The sequence below is a fragment of the Paenibacillus sp. WLX2291 genome (assembly GCF_046603665.1).
Taxonomy (GTDB): domain Bacteria; phylum Bacillota; class Bacilli; order Paenibacillales; family Paenibacillaceae; genus Saccharibacillus.
The window spans coordinates 4,433,392-4,459,695 of record NZ_CP176755.1 but is presented as its reverse complement, the minus strand read 5'-3'; the positions used below and the strand labels follow the sequence as shown (position 1 = coordinate 4,459,695).

Genomic DNA, 26,304 nt, shown 5'->3' with positions numbered 1-26,304 from the left:
TACTCCTTTCATCGTGTGTCTGTGTAAGGCTATCCGCAGCTTTGGATGTCTCTGGTTCTAATGTACTGCAAATATCGTGTGGTTTCAAACCGATAGCGGCACGGGTAAGGAATTTGATAGCTAACCTGCTTGAGGATGCTGCATGATCAGAATATGGGCATAGATTTGCTGGTTGCTTTGACATAATGGCAAATAAATCGGTACACTGAAAAGGAAACACAAGCAGGATGGATCGAAGGAGGCACACGATTGGAACGTAAAACCGCCCTAATTACCGGAAGTGCCAAAGGTCTTGGTAAAATGACGGCGCTCACATTAGCGAGCCAGGGTCATGATATTGCATTGAATTACGTACACAGCCGGCATGAGGCGGAGCAACTTCAGCGGCAGATTGAACATATGGGTGTGCGCTGTATTGCAGTGCAGGCGAATGTATCGCAGGAAGAAGATATCGACCGGCTGATCGACGAGGTAGAGCGACAACTGGGCAATGTGGATATTCTGGTGAACAATGCAGGGCCGTTTATCCGTGAACGACGTTTGTTTGCCGACTATCAGCGCTCTGAGATTATGGAGCTGCTACAGGGCAATCTGATCGGCACCATGCTGCTGGATCATAGAGTACTGGCTAGTATGCGAGAGCGCAAATGGGGACGTATTATCCACTTTGGCTTCGGTCACGCTGCCGAGTCGCGTTCTTGGCCGCACCGTGCAGTATATGCAGCAGCTAAAGTCGGGCTGGTCTCGTTTACAAAAACGTTGGCTGTTGAAGAAGCATCTAACGGAATCACCGTGAATATGATCTGCCCAGGCGATATACGTGGCGATAACAAAGAAAAGCGCATTCAGGATGTACTCGGCATGAGCGACGGAGAAACTCCGCGTGGACGCCCCGGCAGCGGCGAGGATATTGCTCGCGTGATTTCGTACCTGTGCGAAGAGAATTCCGATTTTATCACTGGTAATATTATGGACATTTCCGGTGGTCTAGACCCCATTCGTCCATATGTTGGTAAATAATAGTGATATCAAATGGCATATAAAAAAGAGACCTTCCGCAATGGAAAGGTCTCTTTTGGCTGGTAATCGCCTATACATTAAGCATGAACAGGAGACAGATTAGAATACCTGTACAACCTCTTCTACACCTTCAACTTCTTCGAAAAGGGCGCGCTCAATACCGGCTTTCAGCGTGATGGTGGAGCTTGGGCAACTACCGCATGCACCCATCAGTTTCAGTTTGACGATACCGTCTTCAACGTCTACCAATTCCACGTCACCGCCATCGCGCTGCAGGAACGGACGCAATTTATCCAGCACTTCAAGCACTTCATCATACATTTGTGTTTGTACGCTATTATCACTCATATTGTTCAACTCCTTTCGTAACTACATTATAATATAAAAGTAAACCAATTTCAGCATTTGTAACATTGATTTTTATACTCATTTCAAATTTATTTTAAAAATCGCCTTATTATCCGGCACAGAACGAGCACATCGTGCTAGAATAAAAAAGATGTACCGCAATACAGATTGGAGTGTTACGTATGATGAGACCGATTATTGAATTTTGTCAGAGCAATATGCATAATGGCACGGACGCAATCTTGAAAGAACTAGAGAATCACCCGGATTATGATGTTGTGGAATATGGTTGTCTGGGCAACTGCGGACAATGTTATGCGATGCCGTACGCGCTCGTAAATGGAGAAATTGTATCAGCCGACGATGCTGATTCCCTATATACCCTAATCAAAGAAAAGATTGCCGAAGCCGACGCATGGGCGAATTTGGACCTCGATTGAGGTCACCGATTTCTGCCAAGCATGATACTATTGAGGACGATGGATTTAACATAAAAAACCTTCTGCACTCCAAGAGGAAGCAATCGCTTCACTCGACGGATGCAGAAGGTTTTTTTGATATGAGATCATGCTGTGTCGGATATCCATACGTTGTCACAGCTTCCAGCGAAGATGTAGCAAGTCAGAATATACTCTGTAACTAGTTAGAAGAGTCTCTGTAATTAGTTAGGATACACTTCACAGCGTATTTTCATCCAATTGCTATTTCAGCGTAGGATCTAGCCGAAATGATGCTTGGACATCCACAATACGCCACTTTTCAGCAGACGCGGTACACGACCGGTTACAGAGCTTTTGCCACCAAAGCCAAAGCCGGAACCGAAGCCAGCGTGTTTGCCGAGTGCGCCGAGTGTGCCTTTTAGCTTGAGCGGTTGTACTTTTGGCGTTTCGCCTTTCCAGCCAGCTACGACGACATTGGCAATTTGTTCTGCCTGAGACTCCGCTGCTTGCGCGCTAGCTGCGAATGGCAAGGATGCACAATCGCCGCATACGAATACTTCTGGGCGACCTGGGATGCGGTACAGATCATCCAGAATGACGCGACCGGAGTTGTCCTGATTGACATTCAGTTCGTCGATCAGCGGCACCGGACGGATACCGGCAGTCCAGACGGTAATATCGGCGGCAATGCGCTCGTCGGGTCCATTGTAGACACAATCTTCTTCGACACGGCTAATATTGATCTTGTTGCGCAGCTCTACATTATGCTCGCGGAACCATGCTTCTACATATTTGGACATACGTGCCGGGGAAGAGGAGAGCAGACGCTCACCGCGATCCAGAATGCGTACATGCAGGTCTTCACGACTTTCGCGAATTTCTGCAGCGATCTCGATTCCGCTCAGACCACCGCCGACAATATTCACCGTCGATTGTGGAGGCAGATTGTTGATCCGACGGTACGTTTCTCTCGTCGCTTCAAACGTTTGAATGGTACATGTATATTCATCTGCACCGGGTACACCGTGGAAATTGTCGGTACAACCGAGTGCGATCACGAGTTGATCGTAAGCAATGACTTCGCTATCTTGAAATTGGATACTTTTCTCGTCCAAATTGATGCCCGTCACTTCGCCGTAACGAATGTTCAGCTTAGGATGGGTTGGATATTTGACACGTAACTCCATATCGGAGGATGTGCCTGCCGCCAGTGCGTAATATTCGGTCTTCAGTCCCTGAAATGGCATGCGGTCTACGAGAATGATCTGAGTATCCGCCGGTATTTTCTGATCCAGCAGTTCGTGCAGCAGCGTGATGCCGCCGTAACCCCCACCCAGAATGACAAAGTTTTTCATAGTATCTTCTCCCTTATATGCAGTGTGATGGATAGGGAATGCAGTAGATTCCCGGATAGCAATGATATAGATGGAAATGATCATGATGTGTACAGGCATCATCCGGCATGATTGGGGACAGAAGAGACCGGGTGAAGCCGATTGTAGCCTGGCATCAGCGGTATGTACGACGGCAGGCGTATAAACGGGCTTTACTCGATGAGCGCACATGTATGCATGCAATTCTCAAAAGTAAAGCCCGGTATGTGTTGAAATGGAAAGCGTGAGAATCATAGCGGATGAAGCGCACGGTTATGCCGCGCGCCATCCTGTCTAATCTGCTCAGTCGTACACTTTGATTTCGTTATAGAACGTATCGCGCTCGACAGGAATGCGTCCAGCACCTTTTACAAGCCATACCAGCTCTTTACGGGTCAATCCTTCCGGTGTTAGAGCGCCGGCTGCGTGACTGATGCGCTCTTTCAGAATAGTGCCGTGTACGTCGGATGCGCCGAACGCCAGTGCCATCTGAGTGAGCTGTGTCCCGATGTTGATAAAATAAGCTTTGATATGGTCGATATTGTCCAGCATCAGGCGGCTGATCGCAATCGTTTTGAGATCTTCATACGCCGAGTTACGGCGCATAATGCTTGCGTTTTTGCTTTTTGGCTGCATGGATAACGGAATGAATACTTGGAATCCGTTCGTGTCGTCTTGAAGCTCGCGGATATGAATCATATGCTGCACGCGATCTTCATAGCTCTCGATGGAACCATACAGCATTGTAGTGTGCGTACGCATACCGAGTTCATGAGCGGTGCGGTGCACTTCCAGATAACGATCCACATTCGCTTTGTCGACACGCATTTTTTTACGATATTCGTCGGATAGAATCTCCGCGCCACCGCCGGTCAACGATTGCAGACCTGCTTCGCGCAGCTTGATCAGTACTTCGCGTACATTCAATCCGCTGATCCGAGTGAAGAAGTCGATCTCCGCTGCGGTGTAGGCTTTGAGTGTAACATCTGGGAACGCTTCGTTTAATGCTTTGAGAGAGTCTACATAATATTGGAACGGTACGTTGTTGTTGTGACCGCCGACAATATGGAACTCACGGATGCCAGGGTGAATATGCTGTTGCACATAGTCGACCATTTCCTGACCGCTCAGTGTGTACGAGCCTTCTTCGCCTTCATCCTTACGGAAGTTACAGAATGCGCAATGTGCTTCACACACATTGGTAAAGTACAGGCTCATATTTTCGATAAAGTAGACTTTATTGCCATTTTTGCGCTGGTTGGCTTCGTTCGCCAGCTGCCCGATGGTCAAAATATCGTCACTTTCATATAAATAGACGCCATCTTCGAGCGTCAAACGCTCACCGGTGCGTACTTTGTGAATGATCTCCGCCATGCGAGTATCCGTATGCGGTGTAATAATGGTGGACATGCTAGATTCCTCCTGTTCTCCTTGACGCTTCTGTCTCTGGTGTCATCATACGGTAAGACTCCCCTTGTCCTGTCTTACACCAATTTGGCACTATTGAATAATAGAAGAAGTCTATCGGTCATCATTTATCTGTGATTCATACCAGTATTCGACAGCGAGAAACCACAGGTAAAATGTTGTCCATTATCCAATATACAATAATATACATAAGAAGTCATCAGAAAAAGACTATATTTGTGAAAAAAGGTACAACGAAAAATAAGGCTAAAACGGGAATTGTTTATGACGAAAATTCGACATTTCATGTCAGCGTTCACTTATCATTATAAACCTCTACCGGGACACGGGCAACACAATTGCTTAAAAAATGAGGTATTTTCGTATAGGAATATGCCTTGAGACCCTGTGCATGGAGGAGTATAATGAAAAGGGAAAAGGAGGGAATACAGATGATTACAATTAGTGATGCAGCAGCAACACGCATGAAGGGAATCATGGCTGACCAGGACATTCCCGGCCTGTTTGTTCGCGTAGGCGTGAATGCTGGCGGATGCAGCGGATTTTCGTATGCGATGGGCTTTGATAGTGAGGAATCCGAACAGGATATATATATGACGATTCAGGACATGAAAGTGGTTGTCGATAAAGAAGACCTGAAGTTTCTGAACGGTGTGGAGATCGACTTTGAAGAATCCGGTCTGTCCGGCGGCTTCACGATCCACAATCCGAACGCGATCGCAACGTGTGGCTGCGGTTCATCGTTCCGCACACGCGAGGAAGATGAAGTACTGGCTCAGCCTTGCGAGGACTAAGTGTATAACATGCAATGAGCGCGACTGAGCTACAACATGTATAGCGTTTGCGGCACATAAGAAGCACAAGCACATCAAAGCACCTGCCTACAGAAGGTTATTCTGCTACGCAGGTGCTTTTTGGCACTGGTATTTCGTGTATAACTCAACTGATTATAGTAATACGTTGGCTGTTATTAATTAGTACTTGAACGTTGTTGTTCGTGCTCTGATGCGAACTCTGATTATGTACAAACGGAATATCCGCCAACCGTTAGCACCCCATCGTGCTATTGGCGGCAGATTCATTTGTTGACGAAGATCGTCTGGTTGCGCTGGTAAAAGGTCAGGTCTCCGAGTTCATTTCTCAGTGCTATATAATCACTGCCAATTCGCTCGATAATGCCATGCTCCACGCTAAAGCCGGGCTGCCAGGCGTAGATGCGTTCCTGAAACAGGGCGGCGGCGAAGAAATGGACATTGGTGGTCAATTTGCGCTCGGTGCTTTCGTTCATGGCGCCTCCTTGTCGGTTCACCGGGAACAAACAGAAGAACAGAAACAGATCTTTGTTTGCCGGTCATTGGTCATCGTTGTTATATAACAGTCTTATTCTCTATTGTAAAAGCTTCAGCCCCCAATGACAAATATTCCAGCAATTCGTCACGAAAAGGATACATATGTACAAATTCAGTCTTTGCATTCGCTCCATCATACAGATAGATATACCGTTTGAATAGATGCTCGATCTGCGCGTATATAACAATCTGGTTTGAACGATCAGCGCTGTAGGTCTATATCAATAATATAAGTGCTACTACCAAGTGCAAGCACCATAACAATACCGAAGCACGAAGCATCATAGCACTACCACCAGCTTGTTTCGTTGAACCGCGCAGATCAAAGCGTTATAGGCACTACACTATGCCTGTACTTTGCGGACAGAATAAGCTGTTCCAGTAGTCAGATCAAGCGCATTGAGTTGACCGCCGTATACTGCGCCACCGTCGATGCCAATAATCCGATTCACGCCGTAATAAATCTCAAAATTGCTATTGTCATGATACAGATAAAAGGTCGGCGTATGACCGAATACAACGAATTTGTCGCCATCATATCCATTATGAAACGCTTCGCGAATCCAGATCAACTCGCGTCGGGAACATTCCTCCGGCGTTTTGCCCGGTTCAATACCTGCATGCACGCAAATATAATTCGGTGTCTCATAATACAGCTGCAATGTGCGGATAAACGCCAGATGCCGATCCAGCACCTCATTATGCAGATCAGGCAAATGAAAATCTTCACCAGAGAGCGTAATCAGCTGCTCACGTGTAAAACCATAGCTTTGCAGTGTTGCCAGTCCGCCGTTTACCTTTAACCAGCGGTTCCAGTCAGATTCGCGTCCGCTAGTCAGTGCAGTCAGCATCAGATCCTCGTGATTGCCTAGCAGAGCAACCGCACCCTGATCTACGAGTTCCATTACACGTTCCAATGTTTCTCGGGCATCGCTGCCCCGATCTACATAGTCACCCAGCAAAATAAGCTGATCTTGCGCAGGGTCATATTCGGTTAGTTCAAGCAGTCGGTTCAGCAGGTCAACCTCGCCGTGAATATCGCTGATGGCAATCATTCGCTGTGTCATAGGGGATTCCTCCTCTGCATACAATACGGGGATATAGATATGTCAAAGTACTATTCTGTTTCAGCGGTGCTAAGTTGCGGTACGATGGTTCCATTTATCATATCACAGATTACCTTAAATTTTTTTTAGAAAGTGTTCATGCGTAGTTCACAAGCCTTTTTTACAATGCATTCATAGCCGAATACAACTTGGATTACAGCACCGGCTACAACACAAGGAGGCAAGTGATATGAAAAAATGGACAATCGTTTTGGGCACGACAATGGCAATCGCGATGCTGGCAGGATGCAGCACCGGTACGAATACAGCTGCAACCAGCGCGGCAACTACAGCAACAGCAAGCACATCGACAACCGACAGCTCGTCGGCAACGGATTCCGCTGCTGGATCGACAGACAATACGCAGAATCAGCAGACCGCTGACCTATTCGGCAAAATCAAATCGGTAGACGGCAATACGATCACACTGTACAAGTCCAATATGGACCCGTCCGCGATGGGCGGCGGTGGAGGCGGAGGCGGTACACCACCGCAAGGACAACCGGGCGACGGCGGCGCTTCGCCAGCTGATGGCGGTCAGACTCCACCAGCAGTACCGGATGGTGAGACACCAACCGCTCCACCAAATGAAGGCACGCAAGCACCAACCGGACAATCTAGCGACGCATCATCTACATCAACTTCGCAAAGTAACGGCGGTGGCGGACAGGGCGGCGGACAAAATATGTTCTCTGACGAAACGGTTACGATTACGGTTTCCGATAGCACTGAAATCTCTGCGATGACAATGGACAACAATCAAACGAGTACAACGACCAAATCTGTATCTGACCTCAAAGAAGGCGACATCATTAGCGTATGGCTGAACGCCAGCGACTCCTCAACAGCTGACAAAATCCAGTTATCTGATGGAATGGGTGGCGGCATGCAGGGCGGCGGAATGGGCGGTCCTGGCGGCTCCGGCGGAGCACCGCAAGGGAATGGAGGCGGTGCACCAGCTGATAGCAATTCCGGTTCTACAACCGACAGCAGCGCATCTACCACTTCCGCAGGTTGATAGCACAATAGAAATGACAAAACCCCCGTATCTCGATATATTCAGAGATACGGGGGTTTTACTATTCAGCATAATAGCTGTTTTGTCCTCTACAGATGGTGCGTTCGGATCAGCAATAATCAGGATTCCGAAGAGGTTGATTCATTTGTTGCTACCGGTGGTGCTGGTGGACCGTCCGGTGGAGTTGGAGCATCTTTGCCCGGAGTTGGTGGCTTAGGAAGACCTTTGCCATCTGCCGGTGCTTCAGGCGCTTCGCGTACTTCGATACGTGCTGCCTGTTTGCTGTCGCTTTCCAGAATAACGGAGATATGATCACCGACATTCAGATCGGACAGAGACAGTTTCGTTTCGGTGATGCCCGATTTCGGGTCGCCGCTTACTTTTACAATATACGTAGAGTCGGTGACAGTCACCGTTGTGCTGCCGCCATACGTGTCGTTACCTACAGAAGGCAAAGGTTTAACAGGTTTGTTCTCACCGTACGTATCACGTTGAACGGATGCTGGACGGTCAGACGTTTTGCCTGTTTTCGCCGATTTGTCGGTTTTCGTTGTTTTGGTTGCTTTTGTGGATGTATCAGTCGTTGTCGATTTGTCCGCCTTCACCGGTGGAGTTGGTGGAGTTGGTCGTTCTACAGTGATCGTGCTGCCGCTGATCGCTGTAATGTTACCATCCACATGTTTTCCATGAGCATCTGCATTTGGCAGTGCAGGTGGTGTTGGTGCTTCGCCATTGCTATTTGACGGAGGAGCGGGACGCTCGGCAGTTGTTGCTGTCGTGCTATTGGAAGAGGTGCTTTGCGCCTGGTTCCGATCCTGCTGTTGTTGGGAGCCTGGTCCAAATGCTGCCGGACCCTGTTGTACCTGGGCTGCACGTCCATTATTGCCATTGCCGCCTTGTCCACCGGGACCGCCACCTGGAGCTGCTGATACGAATGTTGCTGTAGAGACTGTACCAGCCAGCAATACTGCTGAGAACGCTGAACCGGAGAGTACTTTCCACATTGTCTTCATATGTTTATTCCTCCTTAACATTGCTGAACATGAGTTTGAAAAGCATGTTCTCACGGAGTGTACCCACGCTATATGAATTCTATATGAACAGAAACTTAAAATTTCCTTTCCTTTCGCTTGCAAAAAAACTATATATCGATCACAAAGCCTGTTGTTATGCGGTTTACATAAGCTTGGAAAACAGCATAAAATTTTAAGAAAAAAATGATAAAAGAGAATATAATCTGCGGATTAGGACGGATAACAGAGATTCAGCGCAGGTATAGTTGTAACTATGTACATATTAAAAAGGATCGTGACCAGGGATAACCCGGTACGATCCTTTTGTACAATATATGCGAAATATACGAATATTGCTTATGCGCAATCGTGATTTCATGTGTGTAGCAGCGTTGTCAGGCAGTGAGTACAACGCCGATATTGCGATATGCTTGCAACAAGCTGCGATACGACGATTATGCTTATTTGCTAGTTGTCGTTTTCGTTGTTGTTTTTGCTGTCGTTTTGGCAGCGGTTTGAGCAGGCATGATCTCGATTTTGCTAACTTTGGTTGTGCTACCGGATGCCAGCGTGATGAAGACAACGTCACCGGCTTTCAGGGAAGACAGGGATTTTTTCGTTTCTGTTGCTTTGGTGCTGTTCGCTGTACGAGTCACACTCACGACGCTGGTTGCACTAGTTGTTGTCAGTGTAGTCGCTGTCGTGCTGAAGCTCATGCTAGGTGGTTGACCGCCTGCATCTGCTTTGGCTGCGCCGTCTGCTGGAGCTGTAGGAGCCGTACCACTTGGAGGCGCTTCGCCAGCTTTTGGAGCTGTGGAACCTTCGGTACCGCTTGGAATATCCGGCTGTGTGGATGATTTGTAGACAACCAGTTTACCGCTGCTTACCGATTTCACTTTTGCAACAATCGCATTCGTATTAGCCGTTGGTGCTTTGGCTGTGCTGGACTTGGCAGTTGTCGTTTTCGTTGTCGTCGATTTGGTTGTTGTTGCTGCACTAGCTGTCGAAACCGATGCGGCAGCCGTGCCTGCCAGAAGTGCTGCGGATAAAGCGATACCGGATAGTACTTTGAGTGCTTTCATTATTGAGTTCCTCCCGAAATGTTAAGGTTAATGTAAGCCAGGTGACTGTCTTACTGTACAAAGTATAGGCTGACTATATGAACTCCCAATGAATAAAGTCTGAATTTGTATAAAAAAGTTCTTAACAATTGTTAAGAACTTTTTTAATGATCTTCGTTCAACAGGTTACTTCATCAATTCGACTTCGATCACTTTTTGGCTACCGGAAGCGAGATGGATAGCGAGCAGGTCGCCAACTTTCAGATTGGACAGGTTTTGCTTCGTTTCTTTGACTACATCGCCATCTTCGTCATGCAGGACGGTTGTGATTGGGGTAGATTCAGTCAATGTGTAGGTGACGGTTGCGCCGTTGTAGGAAGGGCTGTCCCAATCTTCGCCTTTGGAACGGTAGATCGTAATTTTGTTACCAGTGATCGCTTTGATTTTACCAATGATCAGCTCCTGTTCGCTGACAGTGCTCACTTTGTTAATTGATGTAGCTTTGACAACTGGTTTTGCAGGTACAGGGGCTGGTTGCGTTGCCTGATTCAGCTGATCGTCTGGCAGGGGAGCAGGTGCAGTAGCATCATCATTGGCAGGAGCGGGTGCATCGGTATCTGGTGCTTGAGCCGCTTGTTGTGCCGCCAATTGCTCTTCGGTCAGTGCCGCTGGTTTTGCCTGAGCGGTTGCTTTTTGCGCTGTAACAGCAGTTGTTTTATGGGTGACGGTAGATGTCGGGGTAGCAGCGCTGGCAGTGCTGAATGAAGCGAAGGTGCCTCCCAGAATAGCAGCGGATAGTGCAACGCCGGACAACATTTTCAAAGTATTAGTTTTCATCATAAATTCCTCCTCTGTGTGAGAGCCGACTCTGCTGAATGGAATACGAATCGGTTCGGCTCTGAGATGAAGTATAGGTAGATGAAATGAACTGTACGTGAACAGTATCTAAAAAAAAATTCAGCTTTTGTTCATATAGCAAGCTGGCAAAAAACGTGAAAAAAGCACTCTCCTATTCCGCTGTAGCGCCTGATCTCATATGCTCATAGAGATGACAGAATCATCGAAAAGCGCAAAAAAACCACCGTTTTACTGCTGGTCGCAGAAAACAGTGGTTGATGTGAGTCAACAGGCAATATGCCTTTGTATACAATTGTGTTCGTTATTGCCACGAAATCAGTCAGTTTGAAACATCGTTACATCGCGACTATACAGGCTTTTCGTTCCAGATTGCAGATTGCGTACACGTACATACTTGTTTGTGTAAGCTTCAACATATCCACGCCCGATTTCACAGTAGACACTAGCAGCATCTTCCTGCCATACGGTAATCAGACTGCCGGACAGCCCTGCCGTAAAAAAATGAATGTCTTCAGTCAGGTTATGTTTTTTGTTCGATTTCATGGAGGAGCCCCTTCCTATATTTAAAACCGCCTGATGCCAGCGGAATTGTTCCGGTAAAGATTATACTCCATGACTGTTGATCTGGCGATAGCTTTTTATATAAAAACAGAAAAAATCGAAAATTCTTCATCTACCCGATAAAAAAGCACCTACAGATACCCATAGGCGCTTCCTTGAACAATGATGGCGATAATCGCCAGATGGGCGGGATAGAAGGCGCGCCATAGCCAGCGCGGGGGTTGCAACCAGCCTAGCCACGAAGGACGTTCGGTTGGCGACTTGGACATCTGCTGTGCTTGTACCTGCTCACTAACCGTAATGAGAAGGGTAGCCAGTACACTGTAGATCTGGATAGAGCTGTTCAAATGACCGAGCAAGAACAAGATATCCATCATCAGATGCAGCAGCACTCGCCAGTAACCTTGCGCGTAGCGGAAGATCAGAATCAGCAGAATACCATATGCTCCGTAATCCGTATGCAGCGCTTCGGCAATCCAGGCAACAGCAAGCGCTAGCAAGATCGACAATGGGAAATACGGCTTAGGAATCCGGTCGATCGCAAGAATAAGCAGCAGACCGAATAAGAGCGTAAACACAACATTCAGATTCTGAATGTTAAAAGCGAACATGAATGGAAATTGTGCCAGTACCGCAATGGTTAACAGCCGACCAGCATAGTTGCCCTTGTTACGGGTATAGCTGTAGCCGACCACAATAAAGTAGCAGTAAATCGGAAAAGCAAGTCGTCCGATTACCCTCAAATAACGCTCATCTGGAAAAAAGGCATATCCAAGATGATCAATCAGCATCGTAATCATTGCTAGCCATTGCAACATGTCGCACCTCCCGAACGTTCATTCCAGCCGCTACGAATCAGGCAAAATTCATAATAACGCCACGTACGGCAAGCGAAATCACGAGCAGACCAAATACGACGAAGCCAATCCCAGCCGCCTTGCTGCTCTGTTTGAAAAATTTGCGTCCGAGAATGACCATCATGCCGCCAATAACGACCAGCACCAGCGAGATAATCACGCGGAGAATCAAATATACACCAACGCTCAAGCAGTAAACCTCCTTTATTATACAAGCATAGGTCTGCACAGCAGACTTCATGAGACGCAGCCGTACAGTATGCTGTAGTGCAACCAGCAACACGACTGCCGTGTGTATTGCGTTTGATTTGAAATAGCCCAATTTAAAACAGTTTGCTTCACTTCTTTATACTATACGACAAAAATAGATCATTTTGCCTGCTAAAAGATGAACAAATACCAACATTGGGAACAAAAAAGCGCCTGTTCCGTGCATCATTACTGATACAGCGAAACAGGCGCTTAGTGCATATTACAAATTGTACATAGTACAGATTGTATAGGATATGACGAGACAAGAAGTGTTACAACGATATCATCTGATTGGATGATAGTAACGTTAAAGAAACTCCATTTCGATCCGTTACAGCTTCAGGTTACTACTATGTCCCGGAGACAGCTTGGCGTCTGGATCAACGTATACCTTAGCATTGTTGATCGCGGTTGGTGCTTCACCAAAGCCGACAGCAATCAGCTTCAGTTTGCCCGGATACGTCGTAATGTCACCGGCAGCGAAAATGCCTTCAACGCTTGTTTCCATACGCGAATCGACCACGATGGAGTTTTTGTCAATCTCGATACCCCATTCAGCGATCGGACCGAGTGAGGAGAGGAAGCCAAAGTTAACGATCACGTCGTCGACTTCGATCTCTTGCGTTTCTTTGGTTTTTACATGAGACAATGTCACGCGTTCAATCTGCTCGTCGCCATGCAGTTCGGTAATTTCAGTCGGGGTAATGACCTTCACACCGGAAGCCATCAGATTCTCTACACTGTGCTCATGCGCGCGGAATTTGTCGCGACGGTGAATCAGCGTCACTTCAGTAGCGATCGGTTCCAGCATCAGCGCCCAATCGACAGCGGAATCGCCGCCGCCGCTGATCAGCACTTTGCGTCCAGCAAAACGACTCAGATCGCTGACAAAATAGTGCAGGTTTTGCTTTTCAAATTTGTCCGCGCCTTCCAGCTCCAGACGACGTGGTTCAAATGCGCCGACACCAGCGGTAATGATCACGGCTTTACTTTCGTGAACACCTTTGTCCGTCGTAACGACGAAGTGACGGTCGCCTTTTTTCTCCACGCTGATTACTTTTTCCTCCAGCTTGATATCCGCGTCGAACAGGTTCATCTGTTGTTGCAGGTTGTTCACCAGTTCCTGTGCGGTTACTTTTGGAAAACCAGCTACATCATAAATGTATTTTTCGGGATAAAGGGCAGCCAGCTGTCCGCCCAACTGTGGCATACTTTCGATCAATGTCACGGATGCCTGACGCATACCGCCATAAAATGCAGCGAACATGCCCGCAGGGCCTCCGCCAATAATAATAATATCAGTACGTTCTCCGGTGGTTGTAGATGTCACCGTGTACACCTCCATAAGGGTCAAATGATTGCGGCTTGTAAGCAGCGCATGTTGCAATGGTTCTCTATTTATATAGGATTGCGGATGACAAACAGCGATGCATCCGGTCAACACCAGTCTTACTCATTATAAGTCGCTTGAGAACGATTTTCAAAGGAAAAGAAAGTGGAACAGGGCACGGTTAACGGATTTACGTTGATGTGAGCGCTTTAAAGGAATAAAATATGAAATTTGACGATATTGTCAATTTAACTCTTGATCTTTTGTCTGAAAATCGCTATCATTTCAGTTGTGTCGATATTGGTTTGTGACAGAAAACGAACATTTTTTTGAAAAAAGTCAAACTTTTTTTGAAAAGATAAGCGATAAAGGTTACAATGTTATGTGAGATATGACATAGTACTTTTGTTGAAACACGTATCTTTGCATACTGTTGTGTATATTTTCACAATTATACAATATTGCAAAAACGTCTGTTAATCCGGAATACAGCCCATTCTTTGCTGATTTCCGGTATTTTTGCAAACCGGTATCGGAAGTATGGTTAATAATGAGTAGATTATTTTCAATTACCTATAATCGAACAAACCTGGAAGGGGAAAACTGACATGAGTAGCATTCCAAAAATCGTCATTCTGGGCGCTGGTTACGGCGGTCTGATGACAGCACAACGTCTTCAAAAAGAACTGAACTATAATGAGGCTGACGTGACACTCGTTAACCGTCACGACTATCATTACTTCACTACGCATCTGCATATGCCTGCTGCAGGTACCGATGCAGAAGAGAACGCACAAGTAGCGATCTCCAAACTGGTTGACGAATTCAAAGTCGATCTGGTGAAATCCAACATCAAACAAATCCTGCCACAAGAGAAAAAGGTTGTTTTGGAAGACGGTACACTGTCTTACGACTACCTCGTTATCTCTCTGGGCGGCGAGCCGGAAACATTCGGTATCCCGGGTATGATGGAAAATGCGATGATGATCCGCAGCATCAACTCCATCCGCAAAATCCGTGAGCACATCGAAGGTCAATTCGTAGCTTACAAACAAGATCAAAAACCTGAGCGTCTGAGTTTTGTTGTCGGCGGTGCCGGCTTCACAGGTATCGAATTCGTAGCTGAGCTGGCTGACCGTGTTCCTGAACTGTGCCGCAAGCACGGTATCGACCGTTCGCTGGTAAAAATCTACAACGTAGAAGCAGCTCCAACTGCACTGCCAGGCTTCGATCCGGAACTGGTTGAGTATGCAATGAACGTTCTGAAAAACAAAGGCGTTACATTCAAAATCGGTATCGCGATCAAAGAATGTCAAACAGACGGCGTAGTTGTTGGCGACGATCTGGAGAAAATCCCTGCCAACACAGTTGTATGGACAGGTGGTATCCGTGGTAACCGTATCGTAGAAGATGCTGGCTTCGAAAACATGCGTGGTCGTGTCAAAATCGACGAGTACCTGCATGCACCGGGTCATGATGATATCTACATCATCGGTGACAGCGCGCTGATGTTCAATCCGGAAGGTCGCCCGTACCCTCCAACAGCACAAATCGCAATGCAACAAGGTCCAATCGTTGCACAAAATATCGTAGCTTCGATCCGTGGTCAACAGCCGAAGAAATTCGTCTTCCACAACAAAGGTACTGTAGCATCCCTGGGTAAAGGTGAAGCGGTAGGTATCGTAGGCGACCGTAAGCTGAAAGGCTTCGTAGCTGCACAACTGAAAAAAGTAATCGATATCCGTTGGCTGTTCATCATCGGCGGCGTATCACTGGCACTGAAAAAAGGTAAATTCTTCTAAGATGAGACACTGTAGCGTTCAAGTGCGCGGTCTGCTCACACGTGAGGAGTTAGACCGATACAACGGTTTAATGGAAGTTGGCGGCTTTCTGGAAGATCAGAGCAAGTATGATCTTGCTTATATCATCCAGCAAGAAGTCGACATTCTGATTCTGCCAGCCATCGAACGGCTCAAGGACAAAAGCCGTACCCGCGATCGGGAAGAACAGGATTATCTGGCTTCCCGTCAGGACGGCTCCGCTATCGATACGGACTGAATATCGTGCACGACGCGAGGAACAACCTCTTGTTGCAAGTTGTTGTTCCTAACAGCAAGTCTCATATGGAAATGAATAGATATAGTATGTATAAAAAAGCAGGTTTTCCGATTAGGGAAAACCTGCTTTTTGTTTGTACTACGATCAAGCCGAACGGCGGAAGAAACTATCTTTTTTGCTTTTTGGAGCGTTAGGGTCGGATGTGTTGTCAGATGGTGCAGTATGAGTAGATGTTGTAGCATCGCCAGTGTTGTCCACTTTGAATTGTCCGATTTCTTGCAGCAGCAGATCAGCGCTGTCGGTCAGATTACGGGACGATGTGGAGATGCTGGAAATGGATTGCGCTTGTTCCAATGTGGACGAAGCAGCTTCTTCAGTTGCAGCAGCACTTTCTTCAGCAACAGCAGCGAGTCCAGTGATCACATCGGAGACGCGTGCTGCGCCAGATTGTACATCGTTCACACCAGACAGAACGAGCGTAATGCGTGAGATAATACCGTCTACCGATTCACGAATTTCGTCAAAGGAAGCTTTGGTTTCGTTCATCGAACCAAGCTGTTGGGTATTCGTATCGCGGAAGATGCCCAGCACTTCGGTACTTTGTTTGCCTGCTTCTTGCAGTTCGCTCAGCAGACGGTTGATATCTTCAGCGGAACCGGCAGCTTGCTCAGCAAGCTTTTGAACTTCACTGGCAACGACGGCGAAACCGCGTCCGTGTTCGCTAGCGCGTGCCGCTTCAATCGAAGCATTCAACGATAGCAGATTGGTCTGGCTGCTGATTTCTCGAATCACCTGTGTAATCTTGGCGATCTCATCAAGCTTGTGCAGCAGCAGGGTATTGGACGATTCAACGCGACCAGTCGCTTCTTGGCTCGCTTGTGACAGGGACGATTGACGCGTAATCGCATCAGTACCGCGTGTCATCGCTTCATTCACACTACCGATCATGCTGGCAGCTTGTTCTGCATGGTTGGATACTTTATCCAGTGATGATGTCATGTCGCCGACCATTTCAGCACCGCTTTGGATCGATTCTGCTTGTTCGTTGGCACCACGAGCGATTTCTTCGATGACAGTGGAGATTTGCTGCGCGATATCGCTGGAGTTGCCAGCATTGCGATGCATTTGCTGGGAAGCATCATTGACGCTTGTTGCAGAGCCAGAGACGGTACGGATCAGACCGCGTAAGGAAGTGGACATTTTGTTAAATGCTGTGCCCAGTTGAGCGATTTCGTCTTTGCCTTTGACCTCAACTTGACCGGTGAGATCACCTTCAGCGAGTTTTTGTGCATTTTCTTTCAGTTTGATCAGCGGTCTAACGATGCGTGTTGCAATAATGACAGCAAGCACGATAAAGACGATTGTCAGCGCAACTAGAATCAGCGCGATATTGTTACGCAGTTTTACATATTCAGCAAACGCGTATTTTTCAGAAATAGAAGTGGCGATGACCCAGCCCGTATCCGGCAGTTTCTGGAAGTACATCAGTTGCGGGTCGCCGTTATAGTTGTAAGTGACATTGCCGGAATCGCTGGCGAGCAGACTGGAAGCAACGGATTTGTAGTCGGCTTGCTCGGACAATGGTTTATTAACAAAGTCTGCATTTGGATATGACAGAACGGTGCCTTTACTATCGAGCAGGAAGCTGAAGCCCCCTGGTGTTTTGATGGAGTTGATATAATCGGTAATGGTGGACAGATACATATCGGCGCCGAGAATACCAGCGAAGTCGCCATTTGCATCTTTCATCGGCATAGTCATTGGAACGGAATATTTGTTGCTGCTCAGATCCAGATACGGATCGTTGACTGCTAGTTTCCCAGCCGCTTTGCCGTTGATATACCATGGACGCGTACGCAGATCATAACCCGCATCTGGCACCCAGCCGCTTCCGTCTACCAGTTTGTTATTGGTAAGACCAAGATACATATCGGAAATACTGCCGCCGTTGTATTCATTTTTGTAAACGGACAGTTGTTTGGTTGTGACCTGATCCAATGGGATATTGTCTTGAATGAAACTGCCCATCGTTTCCAGTACTTTACGGTTTGTATTCACCCAGCCTTGCGTCTGGCTTACAGCGCTTTGAACGGTGTTTTGCAATTCATTATGGACGGATTCTGTCGCTTCGCCTTTGATCGCATACAATGCGATCCCCCCTACAGGAACAGCGATCAGAATAACGGCAGATACGACAAGCAAAATCAATTTGAATTTCAGTGACATAAGCGTTCCCCTCTTTTCACGGTCATCTTGTTTTGCTGACGATCTGCTTCACGCGTTCGATGTGTCTATCAGCTTGATTTCTATATCGTCCGCTATTAACTGAAAGATTACCTTTTTCGACAAAAAATTCAATGAAATCAGTGTTTCTATCTCCTTTTTTTCAAAATTATAGAAAAATGAATCTATTCCTACTACTCCAATAGGCATGAATACTTACCAAATTTGCATACATGCGCATAAAAAGGATAGTAATCAACAGTAAATATTATACGCAAATACCCCGCACCGGCTTCCATCACGAGAAGCAGTATGGGGATGATTGGGAAACTATACATTACAGTTTGAGCATATCGTCGAATTTCTGGCTGTTCAGCAGACTGCCTACATAAAAGGCACCAAATTCGCCAAAACGCGCGCTTGCTTCATCGAAGCGCATTTCGTAAACGAGTTTTTTGAATTGCAGTGCATCGTCGGAGAAGAGCGTAACGCCCCATTCCCAGTCATCCAGACCAACCGAACCGGTGATGATCTGTTTCACTTTACCTGCATAGCTGCGTCCGATCAGACCGTGGCTGCGAATCATCTCGCGGCGCTCGTCCATCGGCAGCATATACCAGTTGTCGCCCAGATTGCGTGTTTTGTTCATCGGATAGAAGCAGATGTAACGCGAACCCGGCAATGCTGGTTTCAGACGGGAAACGATATGCGGATTCTGCATCGGATCTTCATCGCTGTTGCCTGCCATGTAGCTGCTCAGTTCAACGACGCTTACATAAGAGTAGGCTTTTTGCGTAAACTTGGCGAAGCCTGTTTTATTAAATTCCGTTTCGATCTCGTTCAGCTCTTCCAGCGTTTCACGCAAGTGCATGAATACAAAATCAGCTTTTTGCCCGACAATGCTGTACGTAGCAGTACTGCCTGTGCCTGCTTCACTAATGCTGTTCCACTGATCCAGCAGCACATTCAGATCTTCTAATGCACCAGCGCGCTCTTCATCATCTGTCGCTTTCCATGCTGTCCAATCGATCGTGCGGAAATCATGCAAGGCGTACCAGCCTTCTAATGTAGCTACAGCTTCGTTCATATGATCATTCACTCCTATAATGGTTAATAACATACATTTATTCGGATCGTCTGCCCGTTACTTTGCTTAGGCAAGCAAGGAAACGTAACAGACGAATCATGCAAAATCTGTCTTTTCCATTGTACCGTAAGCATCAGGGCAGGGCAATTCACTTCACAGTCTGTTCATGCTTGTTTCATTTGTATGCTGATAAAAAAACAGGCGATCTGGCGTAAGGTCGCAAACGATGGATGTTCAGCCCGAGCGGTGATGATTTTGCCGAGAATTTGAACTTCTTTTTGCCGCCTGCGATATTGGATTTGTGGTAGAATGAAATTCCGCATTATGAAGCACAAACAGAAAGGGGGCGGACTATGCGCATCAAGAATTTACTACATTTTACCGAAAATCATCGCTACTGCGTATACCGCGAATTCGGTTTGAGCAGTCTGGACGAACGGATGCTGAATCTCGTATATCAGCCGCTAACTGGTGCTTTTGCCGTTAGTCTGTATCGGTTACTGTGCGAGCAGGTGGATGCACGCCGGGTCGGTTATTCCGCAGCTGAACAGCAGCGTGGGCTGTTTCTCACACTTGGTCTGGAACCGGGGGAACGAGGACGCAAGCAGCTGATGGAGCAGGCTTCGCTCTTGGAGGCGGTCGGTCTGTTGCAGACGAGCCGGGTTTATTTTCCTGAGCAGGATGATTATATATATGAATACGAGCTTCAACCGCCGCTGTCACCGGGCGAGTTTTTCCGAACACAGCATTTAACATTGTTGCTGCGGGACAAAATCGGCAAATTCGCTGTGCTCTCGCTACGTGAACAGTTTTTTGCACCACAGCCGGAAGGATGGGAACATCCGTCATTGCAGCGTGAAAACATTTCGCAGCCGTTTTATGATATTTTCGAATTGAATACGCATGTGATCGATTACGAGTTGGAGCAGGCGCTAACTGAAGTGGCTGCACAGCCGCGCAATCGTCAGCATAAAGTGAGCGAAGAAGACCTGATCAACTATGCGGACATTATTCGCTACTTCCCGCGCGGTTCACGCAATCGGGCGCAGGTGGAGCAATTACGCTTCCAGCCTGAGCAAATGAATGTGCTAAGTTATATCGCTTACAAATACAAACTGGATATTCAGGATATCTGTCGTATGCTGGACGAAGATGGTGTGTTCACATCGACAGGCGAACTGGCAGAGGAAGAAATTCAGCGTCGTGCCAATCTGCAATTCCGTCAGGGCAAAAAACGGACAGAGGAGCGCCAGATTCACGAAGCGAAGGTCGTCTCGCTGCGCAAACAACAGGAAGCTGAGCAGTCTGCTCAAGCTGCCGAGACTGCGGAGACGCCGGAGCAGACACAGGATCTGCAAGTCGAATACGCGGTAGAGATGGAATATTATCTGGAGGTGCCGCGCCAGTTTACCGGCAAATGCGATATCCACCAATATAATATGATGCTGCGCAACCACCCATACACAAGAGTGCTGGAAATGTTCTATCCCGGCAGTGTGCCGAACAGCATTCACGATATATTCGAACATATCGATATCAATTACAAATTGCCAGAGCAAGTGATGAACGTATTGATTCACTATTTGCTGGCAATCAAAATGTCGCAACCGGGTGAACGCCTGAGTAGCAAATTCGTCGATTGGATCGTAACCAATATGCTGAATCAGCAAGTAGACACGTACGAAAAAGCCGTACGCTACGTACGCGAACAGCAAAAACTCGACGTTCAACTGACCGATCAGGCACGCGGTCGCGCAGCTGCCGCTGGTGGCAAACGCACACCCGGTCGCACCTACAACCGTAATACTCGTCCCAAACCGGAAATCCCAATCGTTGAGAATACCAAAGGCAAACCATCCGGCATCTCTGAAGAGGAACTCGCCGAAGTTATGCGTCTCGCCGAACAAATGCAATCCGGCAAAAACGGAAACTAATACCCCACAAGCAGGCCGCACCAGCCTCCCAATCCCAGGCTGCCGCAGCCTGCTTGTGCCCTTTTGCCACCAAATAAAACAATAGCCCATCCTATAAAAGAACAGTACAATAAAAGAACGGGAAAAGCACAACACCTGTTCGACACCTGAAAAATCCGCGTTCCCATGTCGACTTCATATGTACACAATACAAAGAGATATGCTCCACGACCTATCCCAAGTCTCTAATATGTACAAACAATATCGACACCAAATCTAAAATCTCCAAATCGCTTGATGCAATTGATATATATAAAGTATATGCACATTTACCAAAATGTACGTTCACCAAGAGCCACCCAACACGAATCCATTTTCTTTTCCTGCTATCCCCTCCACAAGGAGTGGATCGTTTTACGCCTTACAAGCACCACAATGAACGCTTTGCACGGAGCGAAGGAAAGGGAATGAAGGAAAAAGGCGACCTTGGAACGGTAGGAATCTACAATTTATTCCTATTTCGTAGATTGCTGCCGTTCCACCGGAGCCTGTTCCTTCATCCCTTTCTGAAGCGCTGTCCCTCAACAGCGCCCCACATCAAGCCGCTCCAAACAGAGCAAAACCATCCACACCAACACTTTACTTGAAGGGAGCCCACCATGGAATCCATCGGTGATCTGCTGCGACAGATGAAAAATTCCCGTTTTCGGGAACAATCGAATAAAATTGCCGCGCAGTTGCTCGGCGACCCGCTGGTACTGGAACTGCGAAGCAAGCACCCTGATCTAACCGATCAGGAACTGCTGACCAATCTGAGCAAACTGTATCAATACGTCGGGGATCGACGCCACTGTGATAACTGCCCCGGACTGGACAAATGCCCGAACGATTTTCAAGGACATTATACGAATCTGGTCGTCCAACCGTCCGAAAACGGCGCACGGCTGCATGAACGCAAAACGCCCTGTCAGAAGCAACTCGTCCATCAACATGAACTTCAGGTGCGGGAACGCATCCATAGTTTTTATGTGGATGACCGCGCACTGAATGAAGGCTATAACGCTGTCGAGATCGTATCCAAAGATATGGAGCGCGTACCGGCAGTGAAGCAGATTTTTAACTATATTAACGGGGTCAAACAAAATGGTCTGACCGACAAGGGACTGTATCTGGTCGGACATTTTGGTACAGGCAAGACCTTTTTGATGTCTTATATGCTGCATGAACTAGCAAAGGTCGGCTATACTGGCGTCATCGTCTACATGCCGGAATTTGTGGAAGATTTGAAGTTTATGATGCAAGATAACAACCGACTCAAAGAAACGATTGAAATGATGAAGAATACCGATCTGCTCATCTTTGACGATATCGGTGCGGAAAATTTAAACCCTTGGGCGCGTGACCATGTGCTCGGTGCTATTCTTAACTACCGTATGGAGCGCAAGCCTACCTTTTATACATCCAATTATTCGTTGGATGCACTCTTGCAGCATTTGAGCTTTACGAACAAAGACGGTGAAGAACGATACAAAGGCGAGCGGTTGTTGAATCGGATCGCGCCTTTTGTCGACGTTGTCAGTGTTAGCGGCGATAACAAACGCGGCAATATGGACAATCTGTCATAGAGAAGTTGGATTATGATTTTCTGATGAAGAAGATTCCTTTTCCGCACGAAAAGATTATAATAAAACAGACATCTTTTATAACATAGTTCCAGAATGGATATAACTTACGAAAATAAAGTTATATATGAAAAATTCCTATTTACTGTTTCGGGATACCGTTTTCTGTGTTATAATAGTGTTGTAATGACAGCATTCGTTGTTTAAATAAGTAATAATTTAAATACATGTATATTTAGAGGAGGATTTTTCCATGGCAATCGTTAATGTATCTGATCAAACGTTCTCAAACGAAGTGGAAGGACAAGGCACAGTACTGGTAGACTTCTGGGCACCATGGTGCGGTCCTTGTAAAATGCTAGCTCCTATTCTGGATGAACTGGCAACTGAAGTTGGCGACAATGTAAAAATCGCTAAAGTCAATGTAGACGAAAACCCTGAATCGGCTTCCCGTTTCGGTGTAATGAGTATCCCTACAATGATCTTCTTCAAAGATGGTCAACCGGTTGATAAAGTGGTAGGTCTGAACTCCAAAGACTCCCTGAAATCGATCCTGGCAAAACACCAATAATTCGCATTTTATCATGTAATGTAATGCAATATAATACGGCAACTGTCCATTAGGGCGGTTGCCGTATTTTTGTCGTGTTTGATTCCATATATTCAGAAGACAGGTATACAGAGCAGGCGAGAGTGGCTGCTGTAATGATTATCTGGGGATAGATTATAATAGGCAGAATGTTTTATAATAGAATAGAACATATGTTTCTCTATTGTTGCAAAAAGGAATGAATGTTTTGGCGAGTCAGGATAGGCACGATAGCATATGCTCTGATGACAGCGCGGCAAGTGTGCTATATGCGGTTAATAAGTAATAGTCATCATTGAAAGCTTTTATTTTGAGATGTTTCATCGAGATAGTGATTTGCTTGCAAGAGCATAGTTTATACAATGCTAGCTATACAACAGAGAAGCAGACTGATACGATGGAAGATTGCTTTAGGGCACAAGTAGCCCTATGCCCAGCGTGATCGGTAATCTGCGTACAGAGACAGAAAGGAGCAGTCTATGGAGTCGCACTACGAAACAATTCAGGAACAGGAGCAGGCGATTGACAATATTCGCAATAAGCTTGCGCTGCTGCCTGATCTGCCGGGCTGTTATCTGATGAAAAATCGGCAGGGTACGATCATTTACGTCGGTAAGGCGAAAATACTCAAAAATCGTGTCCGTTCTTATTTTACAGGCAGTCATGATGGCAAAACCCAGCGTCTGGTCGCGGATATCCGCGATTTTGAATATATCGTTACTGGAAGTAATATGGAAGCACTCATTCTGGAGTGTAATCTGATCAAAACGCATCAGCCCAAATATAACGTTCTGCTGAAGGACGATAAAACATTTCCCTACATTAAGATCACGAATGAGGAGCATCCGCGGCTGGAAGTTACGCGCCGGGTGCTGAAAGATAAAGCGAAGTATTTTGGTCCGTATCCGAATGCTTTTGCCGCTCAACAGACGAAGAAGCTGCTGGATCGTATGTATCCGCTACGTAAATGCAAAGTGATGCCGAAGGAAGTGTGTTTGTACTATCATATGGGACAATGTCTGGCGCCCTGTGAATATGAAGTGCCAGAGAAATCGTATGAAGATATCCGTCAGGAGATTACGCGTTTTCTAAGTGGTGGTCATGAAGAGATCAAACAGGACTTGCAGCGCAAAATGGAAGAAGCAGCGGAAGATTTGTATTTTGAACGTGCAAAGGAATTACGCGATCAGATTCGTCATATTGATGCGCTGATGGAGAAGCAAAAGATCACGATGGCGGATGCCAAAGACCGCGACGTGTTTGGCTTTGCCGTCGACAAAGGCTGGATGTGTGTGCAGATTCTGTACGTGCGTCAGGGCAAAATGATCGAGCGTCATGCGTCCGTCTTTCCTTTTTACGGAGAGCCGTATAATGACTTTATGTCGTATGTGACGCAATACTATAGTGATAATCCGGCGATGCCACAAGAAATTATGCTGCCAGCGGAAGAATTGTTTACCGATCTGAGCAGTGCAGATGATGTAGCGCTGGATGCGGCGGAACAGCAAGGATTGAACGGTAGCGACGTGGATGGCAATGACGTTGCGACCGGATTCAATGATGTTGCTGATCAGGTAGCGGAGCAAGGTGAGGAGTATGCGGTACAATCGGCTGCACAAGCTGCACAACAGGCGGAAGAAGCGCAGCGAGAGTCAGGCGATACGCTAGATATGTCTGGTGAAGTAATCGTTGCCGCAGGCGAAGCAGTGGCGGGTAGTAAAGATTCGTTGGACGCGATCAGCAGCGCAGCCTTATTGCAGCAATGGCTAAATGTGAAGGTCTTGATCCCACGCCGTGGATTGAAAAAGCAGATGATTACGATGGCGCAGGATAATGCACGCGTCTCGCTGGATGAGAAATTCCGTCTGATTGAACGTGACGAGGAACGTACATCCAAAGCTGCCGAGAATCTCGGTCAGGCAATCGGTCTGCAAAATCTACATCGGGTCGAAGCGTTTGATAACTCCAACATTCAGGGAACCAATCCGGTATCGGCGATGGTCGTCTTTGTAGATGGTAAGCCTGCCCGCAAAGAGTATCGCAAATACAAAGTCCGTACCGTAGAAGGCTCGGATGATTATGGCACGATGCGCGAAGTCATTCGCCGTCGCTATGAGCGTGTACTCAAGGAAAATCTGGAGATGCCTGATCTGATCGTCGTCGATGGCGGGAAAGGTCAGATTTCATCGGCGATTGAAGTACTGGAAAATGAACTCGGCTTGTTTATTCCAGTTTGTGGTCTGGTCAAAGATGCGAAGCACCGTACCGCACAGCTGATGATCGGCGATCCGCCGGAAGCGGTGAAGCTGGCGCGCGACAGTCAGGAATTTTACCTGTTGCAACGGATTCAGGATGAGGTTCACCGATTCGCGATTACGTTCCACCGTGAGCAGCGTGCCAAGTCGATGGTCGTATCGCAGCTGGATAGCATTCCGGGTATTGGCGAAAAGCGGCGTAAGCAGTTGCTGAAGCATTTTGGCTCGGTGAAGAAGATTCGCGAGGCGAGTGTGGAGGATTTCCGTCCGTTGTCGATTGGAGATAAGCTGGCACATACGATTTTGGATGCGTTGAAGGAAGAGTAGATGATACTCCAGCGGCAGCGTATGGTATGTATGCAATTCTAACTGGCATTACAATTAGGTACAGTATGGATACAATGCAGGTATAACAAATGAATAAAGAGAGCCTCGACCGATATAAGGTCGAGGCTCTTTGGTTATTTCAGTAGGTTTTTCAGCAGCTATTTCTTTACTTATTCTGATGAACATTTTTATGAAGGATGATCATAGGATCGTTCG

At 46.9% G+C, this 26,304-nt stretch carries 24 protein-coding genes; 10 read left to right on the top strand and 14 right to left on the bottom strand.

The window, feature by feature from the left end; translation table 11 throughout:
• The first annotated feature begins 249 nt into the window (after positions 1-249).
• A complete protein-coding gene (locus tag ACDE64_RS19080; protein WP_411343665.1) occupies positions 250-1,020 on the top strand; it encodes an SDR family oxidoreductase in 771 nt (256 codons plus the stop codon).
• A gap of 99 nt (positions 1,021-1,119) precedes the next feature.
• Here ACDE64_RS19080 and ACDE64_RS19075 read toward each other — a convergent pair whose 3' ends face one another.
• The gene (locus ACDE64_RS19075; RefSeq protein WP_367063181.1) at positions 1,120-1,368 is read right to left on the bottom strand and encodes a NifU family protein; all 249 of its coding nucleotides are present in this window, start codon (positions 1,366-1,368) and stop codon (positions 1,120-1,122) included.
• A gap of 182 nt (positions 1,369-1,550) precedes the next feature.
• On the opposite strand from ACDE64_RS19075, the gene ACDE64_RS19070 reads away from it, so the two are divergent.
• A complete protein-coding gene (locus tag ACDE64_RS19070; RefSeq protein ID WP_411347889.1) occupies positions 1,551-1,808 on the top strand; it encodes a YuzB family protein in 258 nt (85 codons plus the stop codon).
• A 278-nt stretch (positions 1,809-2,086) separates the two neighbouring features.
• Here the strand turns inward: ACDE64_RS19070 and ACDE64_RS19065 are convergent, their stop codons facing one another.
• Positions 2,087-3,163 (bottom strand): NAD(P)/FAD-dependent oxidoreductase, encoded by a 1,077-nt coding sequence (locus ACDE64_RS19065; RefSeq protein WP_411347888.1) that lies wholly within the window; start codon positions 3,161-3,163, stop codon positions 2,087-2,089.
• A 321-nt stretch (positions 3,164-3,484) separates the two neighbouring features.
• Positions 3,485-4,591, bottom strand: a complete 1,107-nt coding sequence (gene mqnE, locus ACDE64_RS19060; protein WP_411347887.1) for an aminofutalosine synthase MqnE — start codon at positions 4,589-4,591, stop codon at positions 3,485-3,487.
• A gap of 449 nt (positions 4,592-5,040) precedes the next feature.
• On the opposite strand from mqnE, the gene ACDE64_RS19055 reads away from it, so the two are divergent.
• A complete protein-coding gene (locus ACDE64_RS19055) occupies positions 5,041-5,403 on the top strand; it encodes a HesB/IscA family protein (protein ID WP_411343661.1) in 363 nt (120 codons plus the stop codon).
• A 284-nt stretch (positions 5,404-5,687) separates the two neighbouring features.
• Here the strand turns inward: ACDE64_RS19055 and ACDE64_RS19050 are convergent, their stop codons facing one another.
• Positions 5,688-5,897, bottom strand: a complete 210-nt coding sequence (locus ACDE64_RS19050; protein ID WP_411343660.1) for a hypothetical protein — start codon at positions 5,895-5,897, stop codon at positions 5,688-5,690.
• A 405-nt stretch (positions 5,898-6,302) separates the two neighbouring features.
• Positions 6,303-7,025: a metallophosphoesterase family protein gene (locus ACDE64_RS19045; RefSeq protein ID WP_411347886.1), complete on the bottom strand. Its 723-nt coding sequence runs from the start codon at positions 7,023-7,025 to the stop codon at positions 6,303-6,305.
• Positions 7,026-7,254: 229 nt separating this feature from the next.
• Here ACDE64_RS19045 and ACDE64_RS19040 point away from each other — a divergent pair, with 229 nt between their 5' ends.
• Positions 7,255-8,082 carry a hypothetical protein gene (locus tag ACDE64_RS19040; RefSeq protein ID WP_411347885.1) on the top strand — a complete coding sequence of 276 codons (828 nt, stop codon included), beginning with the start codon at positions 7,255-7,257 and terminating at the stop codon, positions 8,080-8,082.
• Between the two features lie 119 nt (positions 8,083-8,201).
• On the opposite strand, the gene ACDE64_RS19035 is transcribed toward ACDE64_RS19040, so the two are convergent.
• The 7 genes from ACDE64_RS19035 to ACDE64_RS19005 form a co-directional block, all read right to left on the bottom strand.
• Positions 8,202-9,095: a hypothetical protein gene (locus tag ACDE64_RS19035; protein WP_411347884.1), complete on the bottom strand. Its 894-nt coding sequence runs from the start codon at positions 9,093-9,095 to the stop codon at positions 8,202-8,204.
• A 461-nt stretch (positions 9,096-9,556) separates the two neighbouring features.
• Positions 9,557-10,177, bottom strand: coding sequence for a hypothetical protein (locus ACDE64_RS19030; protein ID WP_411343656.1), 621 nt, complete (start codon positions 10,175-10,177; stop codon positions 9,557-9,559).
• 165 nt (positions 10,178-10,342) lie between these two features.
• The gene (locus ACDE64_RS19025; RefSeq protein ID WP_411347883.1) at positions 10,343-10,996 is read right to left on the bottom strand and encodes a hypothetical protein; all 654 of its coding nucleotides are present in this window, start codon (positions 10,994-10,996) and stop codon (positions 10,343-10,345) included.
• A gap of 333 nt (positions 10,997-11,329) precedes the next feature.
• The gene (locus ACDE64_RS19020) at positions 11,330-11,557 is read right to left on the bottom strand and encodes a hypothetical protein (RefSeq protein WP_411343654.1); all 228 of its coding nucleotides are present in this window, start codon (positions 11,555-11,557) and stop codon (positions 11,330-11,332) included.
• Positions 11,558-11,706: 149 nt separating this feature from the next.
• Positions 11,707-12,393 carry a TraX family protein gene (locus tag ACDE64_RS19015; protein WP_411347882.1) on the bottom strand — a complete coding sequence of 229 codons (687 nt, stop codon included), beginning with the start codon at positions 12,391-12,393 and terminating at the stop codon, positions 11,707-11,709.
• 37 nt (positions 12,394-12,430) lie between these two features.
• Positions 12,431-12,622, bottom strand: a complete 192-nt coding sequence (locus tag ACDE64_RS19010) for a hypothetical protein (RefSeq protein ID WP_411343652.1) — start codon at positions 12,620-12,622, stop codon at positions 12,431-12,433.
• Between the two features lie 393 nt (positions 12,623-13,015).
• Positions 13,016-14,014: an NAD(P)/FAD-dependent oxidoreductase gene (locus ACDE64_RS19005; protein WP_411347881.1), complete on the bottom strand. Its 999-nt coding sequence runs from the start codon at positions 14,012-14,014 to the stop codon at positions 13,016-13,018.
• A gap of 608 nt (positions 14,015-14,622) precedes the next feature.
• Between ACDE64_RS19005 and ACDE64_RS19000 the strand changes: the two genes are divergently transcribed.
• Together ACDE64_RS19000 and ACDE64_RS18995 are read left to right on the top strand one after the other, a co-directional pair.
• Positions 14,623-15,816 carry an NAD(P)/FAD-dependent oxidoreductase gene (locus tag ACDE64_RS19000; RefSeq protein WP_411343650.1) on the top strand — a complete coding sequence of 398 codons (1,194 nt, stop codon included), beginning with the start codon at positions 14,623-14,625 and terminating at the stop codon, positions 15,814-15,816.
• 1 nt (position 15,817) lies between these two features.
• Entirely contained in the window at positions 15,818-16,072 is a 255-nt protein-coding gene (locus ACDE64_RS18995) for a hypothetical protein (RefSeq protein ID WP_411347880.1), read from the top strand.
• Positions 16,073-16,216: 144 nt separating this feature from the next.
• Here ACDE64_RS18995 and ACDE64_RS18990 read toward each other — a convergent pair whose 3' ends face one another.
• Positions 16,217-18,298, bottom strand: a complete 2,082-nt coding sequence (locus ACDE64_RS18990; protein ID WP_411347879.1) for a methyl-accepting chemotaxis protein — start codon at positions 18,296-18,298, stop codon at positions 16,217-16,219.
• A gap of 334 nt (positions 18,299-18,632) precedes the next feature.
• Entirely contained in the window at positions 18,633-19,382 is a 750-nt protein-coding gene (hemQ, locus tag ACDE64_RS18985) for a hydrogen peroxide-dependent heme synthase (RefSeq protein WP_411343647.1), read from the bottom strand.
• 353 nt (positions 19,383-19,735) lie between these two features.
• On the opposite strand from hemQ, the gene ACDE64_RS18980 reads away from it, so the two are divergent.
• The 4 genes from ACDE64_RS18980 to uvrC all read left to right on the top strand — a co-directional run bounded on the left by ACDE64_RS18980 (position 19,736) and on the right by uvrC (position 26,088).
• Positions 19,736-21,316 (top strand): helicase DnaB, encoded by a 1,581-nt coding sequence (locus tag ACDE64_RS18980; protein ID WP_411347878.1) that lies wholly within the window; start codon positions 19,736-19,738, stop codon positions 21,314-21,316.
• Between the two features lie 638 nt (positions 21,317-21,954).
• A complete protein-coding gene (gene dnaI / locus ACDE64_RS18975) occupies positions 21,955-22,920 on the top strand; it encodes a primosomal protein DnaI (protein ID WP_411343645.1) in 966 nt (321 codons plus the stop codon).
• Between the two features lie 250 nt (positions 22,921-23,170).
• Positions 23,171-23,488 (top strand): thioredoxin, encoded by a 318-nt coding sequence (gene trxA / locus ACDE64_RS18970; protein WP_411343644.1) that lies wholly within the window; start codon positions 23,171-23,173, stop codon positions 23,486-23,488.
• 497 nt (positions 23,489-23,985) lie between these two features.
• Positions 23,986-26,088: an excinuclease ABC subunit UvrC gene (gene uvrC, locus ACDE64_RS18965; protein ID WP_411347877.1), complete on the top strand. Its 2,103-nt coding sequence runs from the start codon at positions 23,986-23,988 to the stop codon at positions 26,086-26,088.
• Positions 26,089-26,304 lie beyond the last annotated feature (216 nt).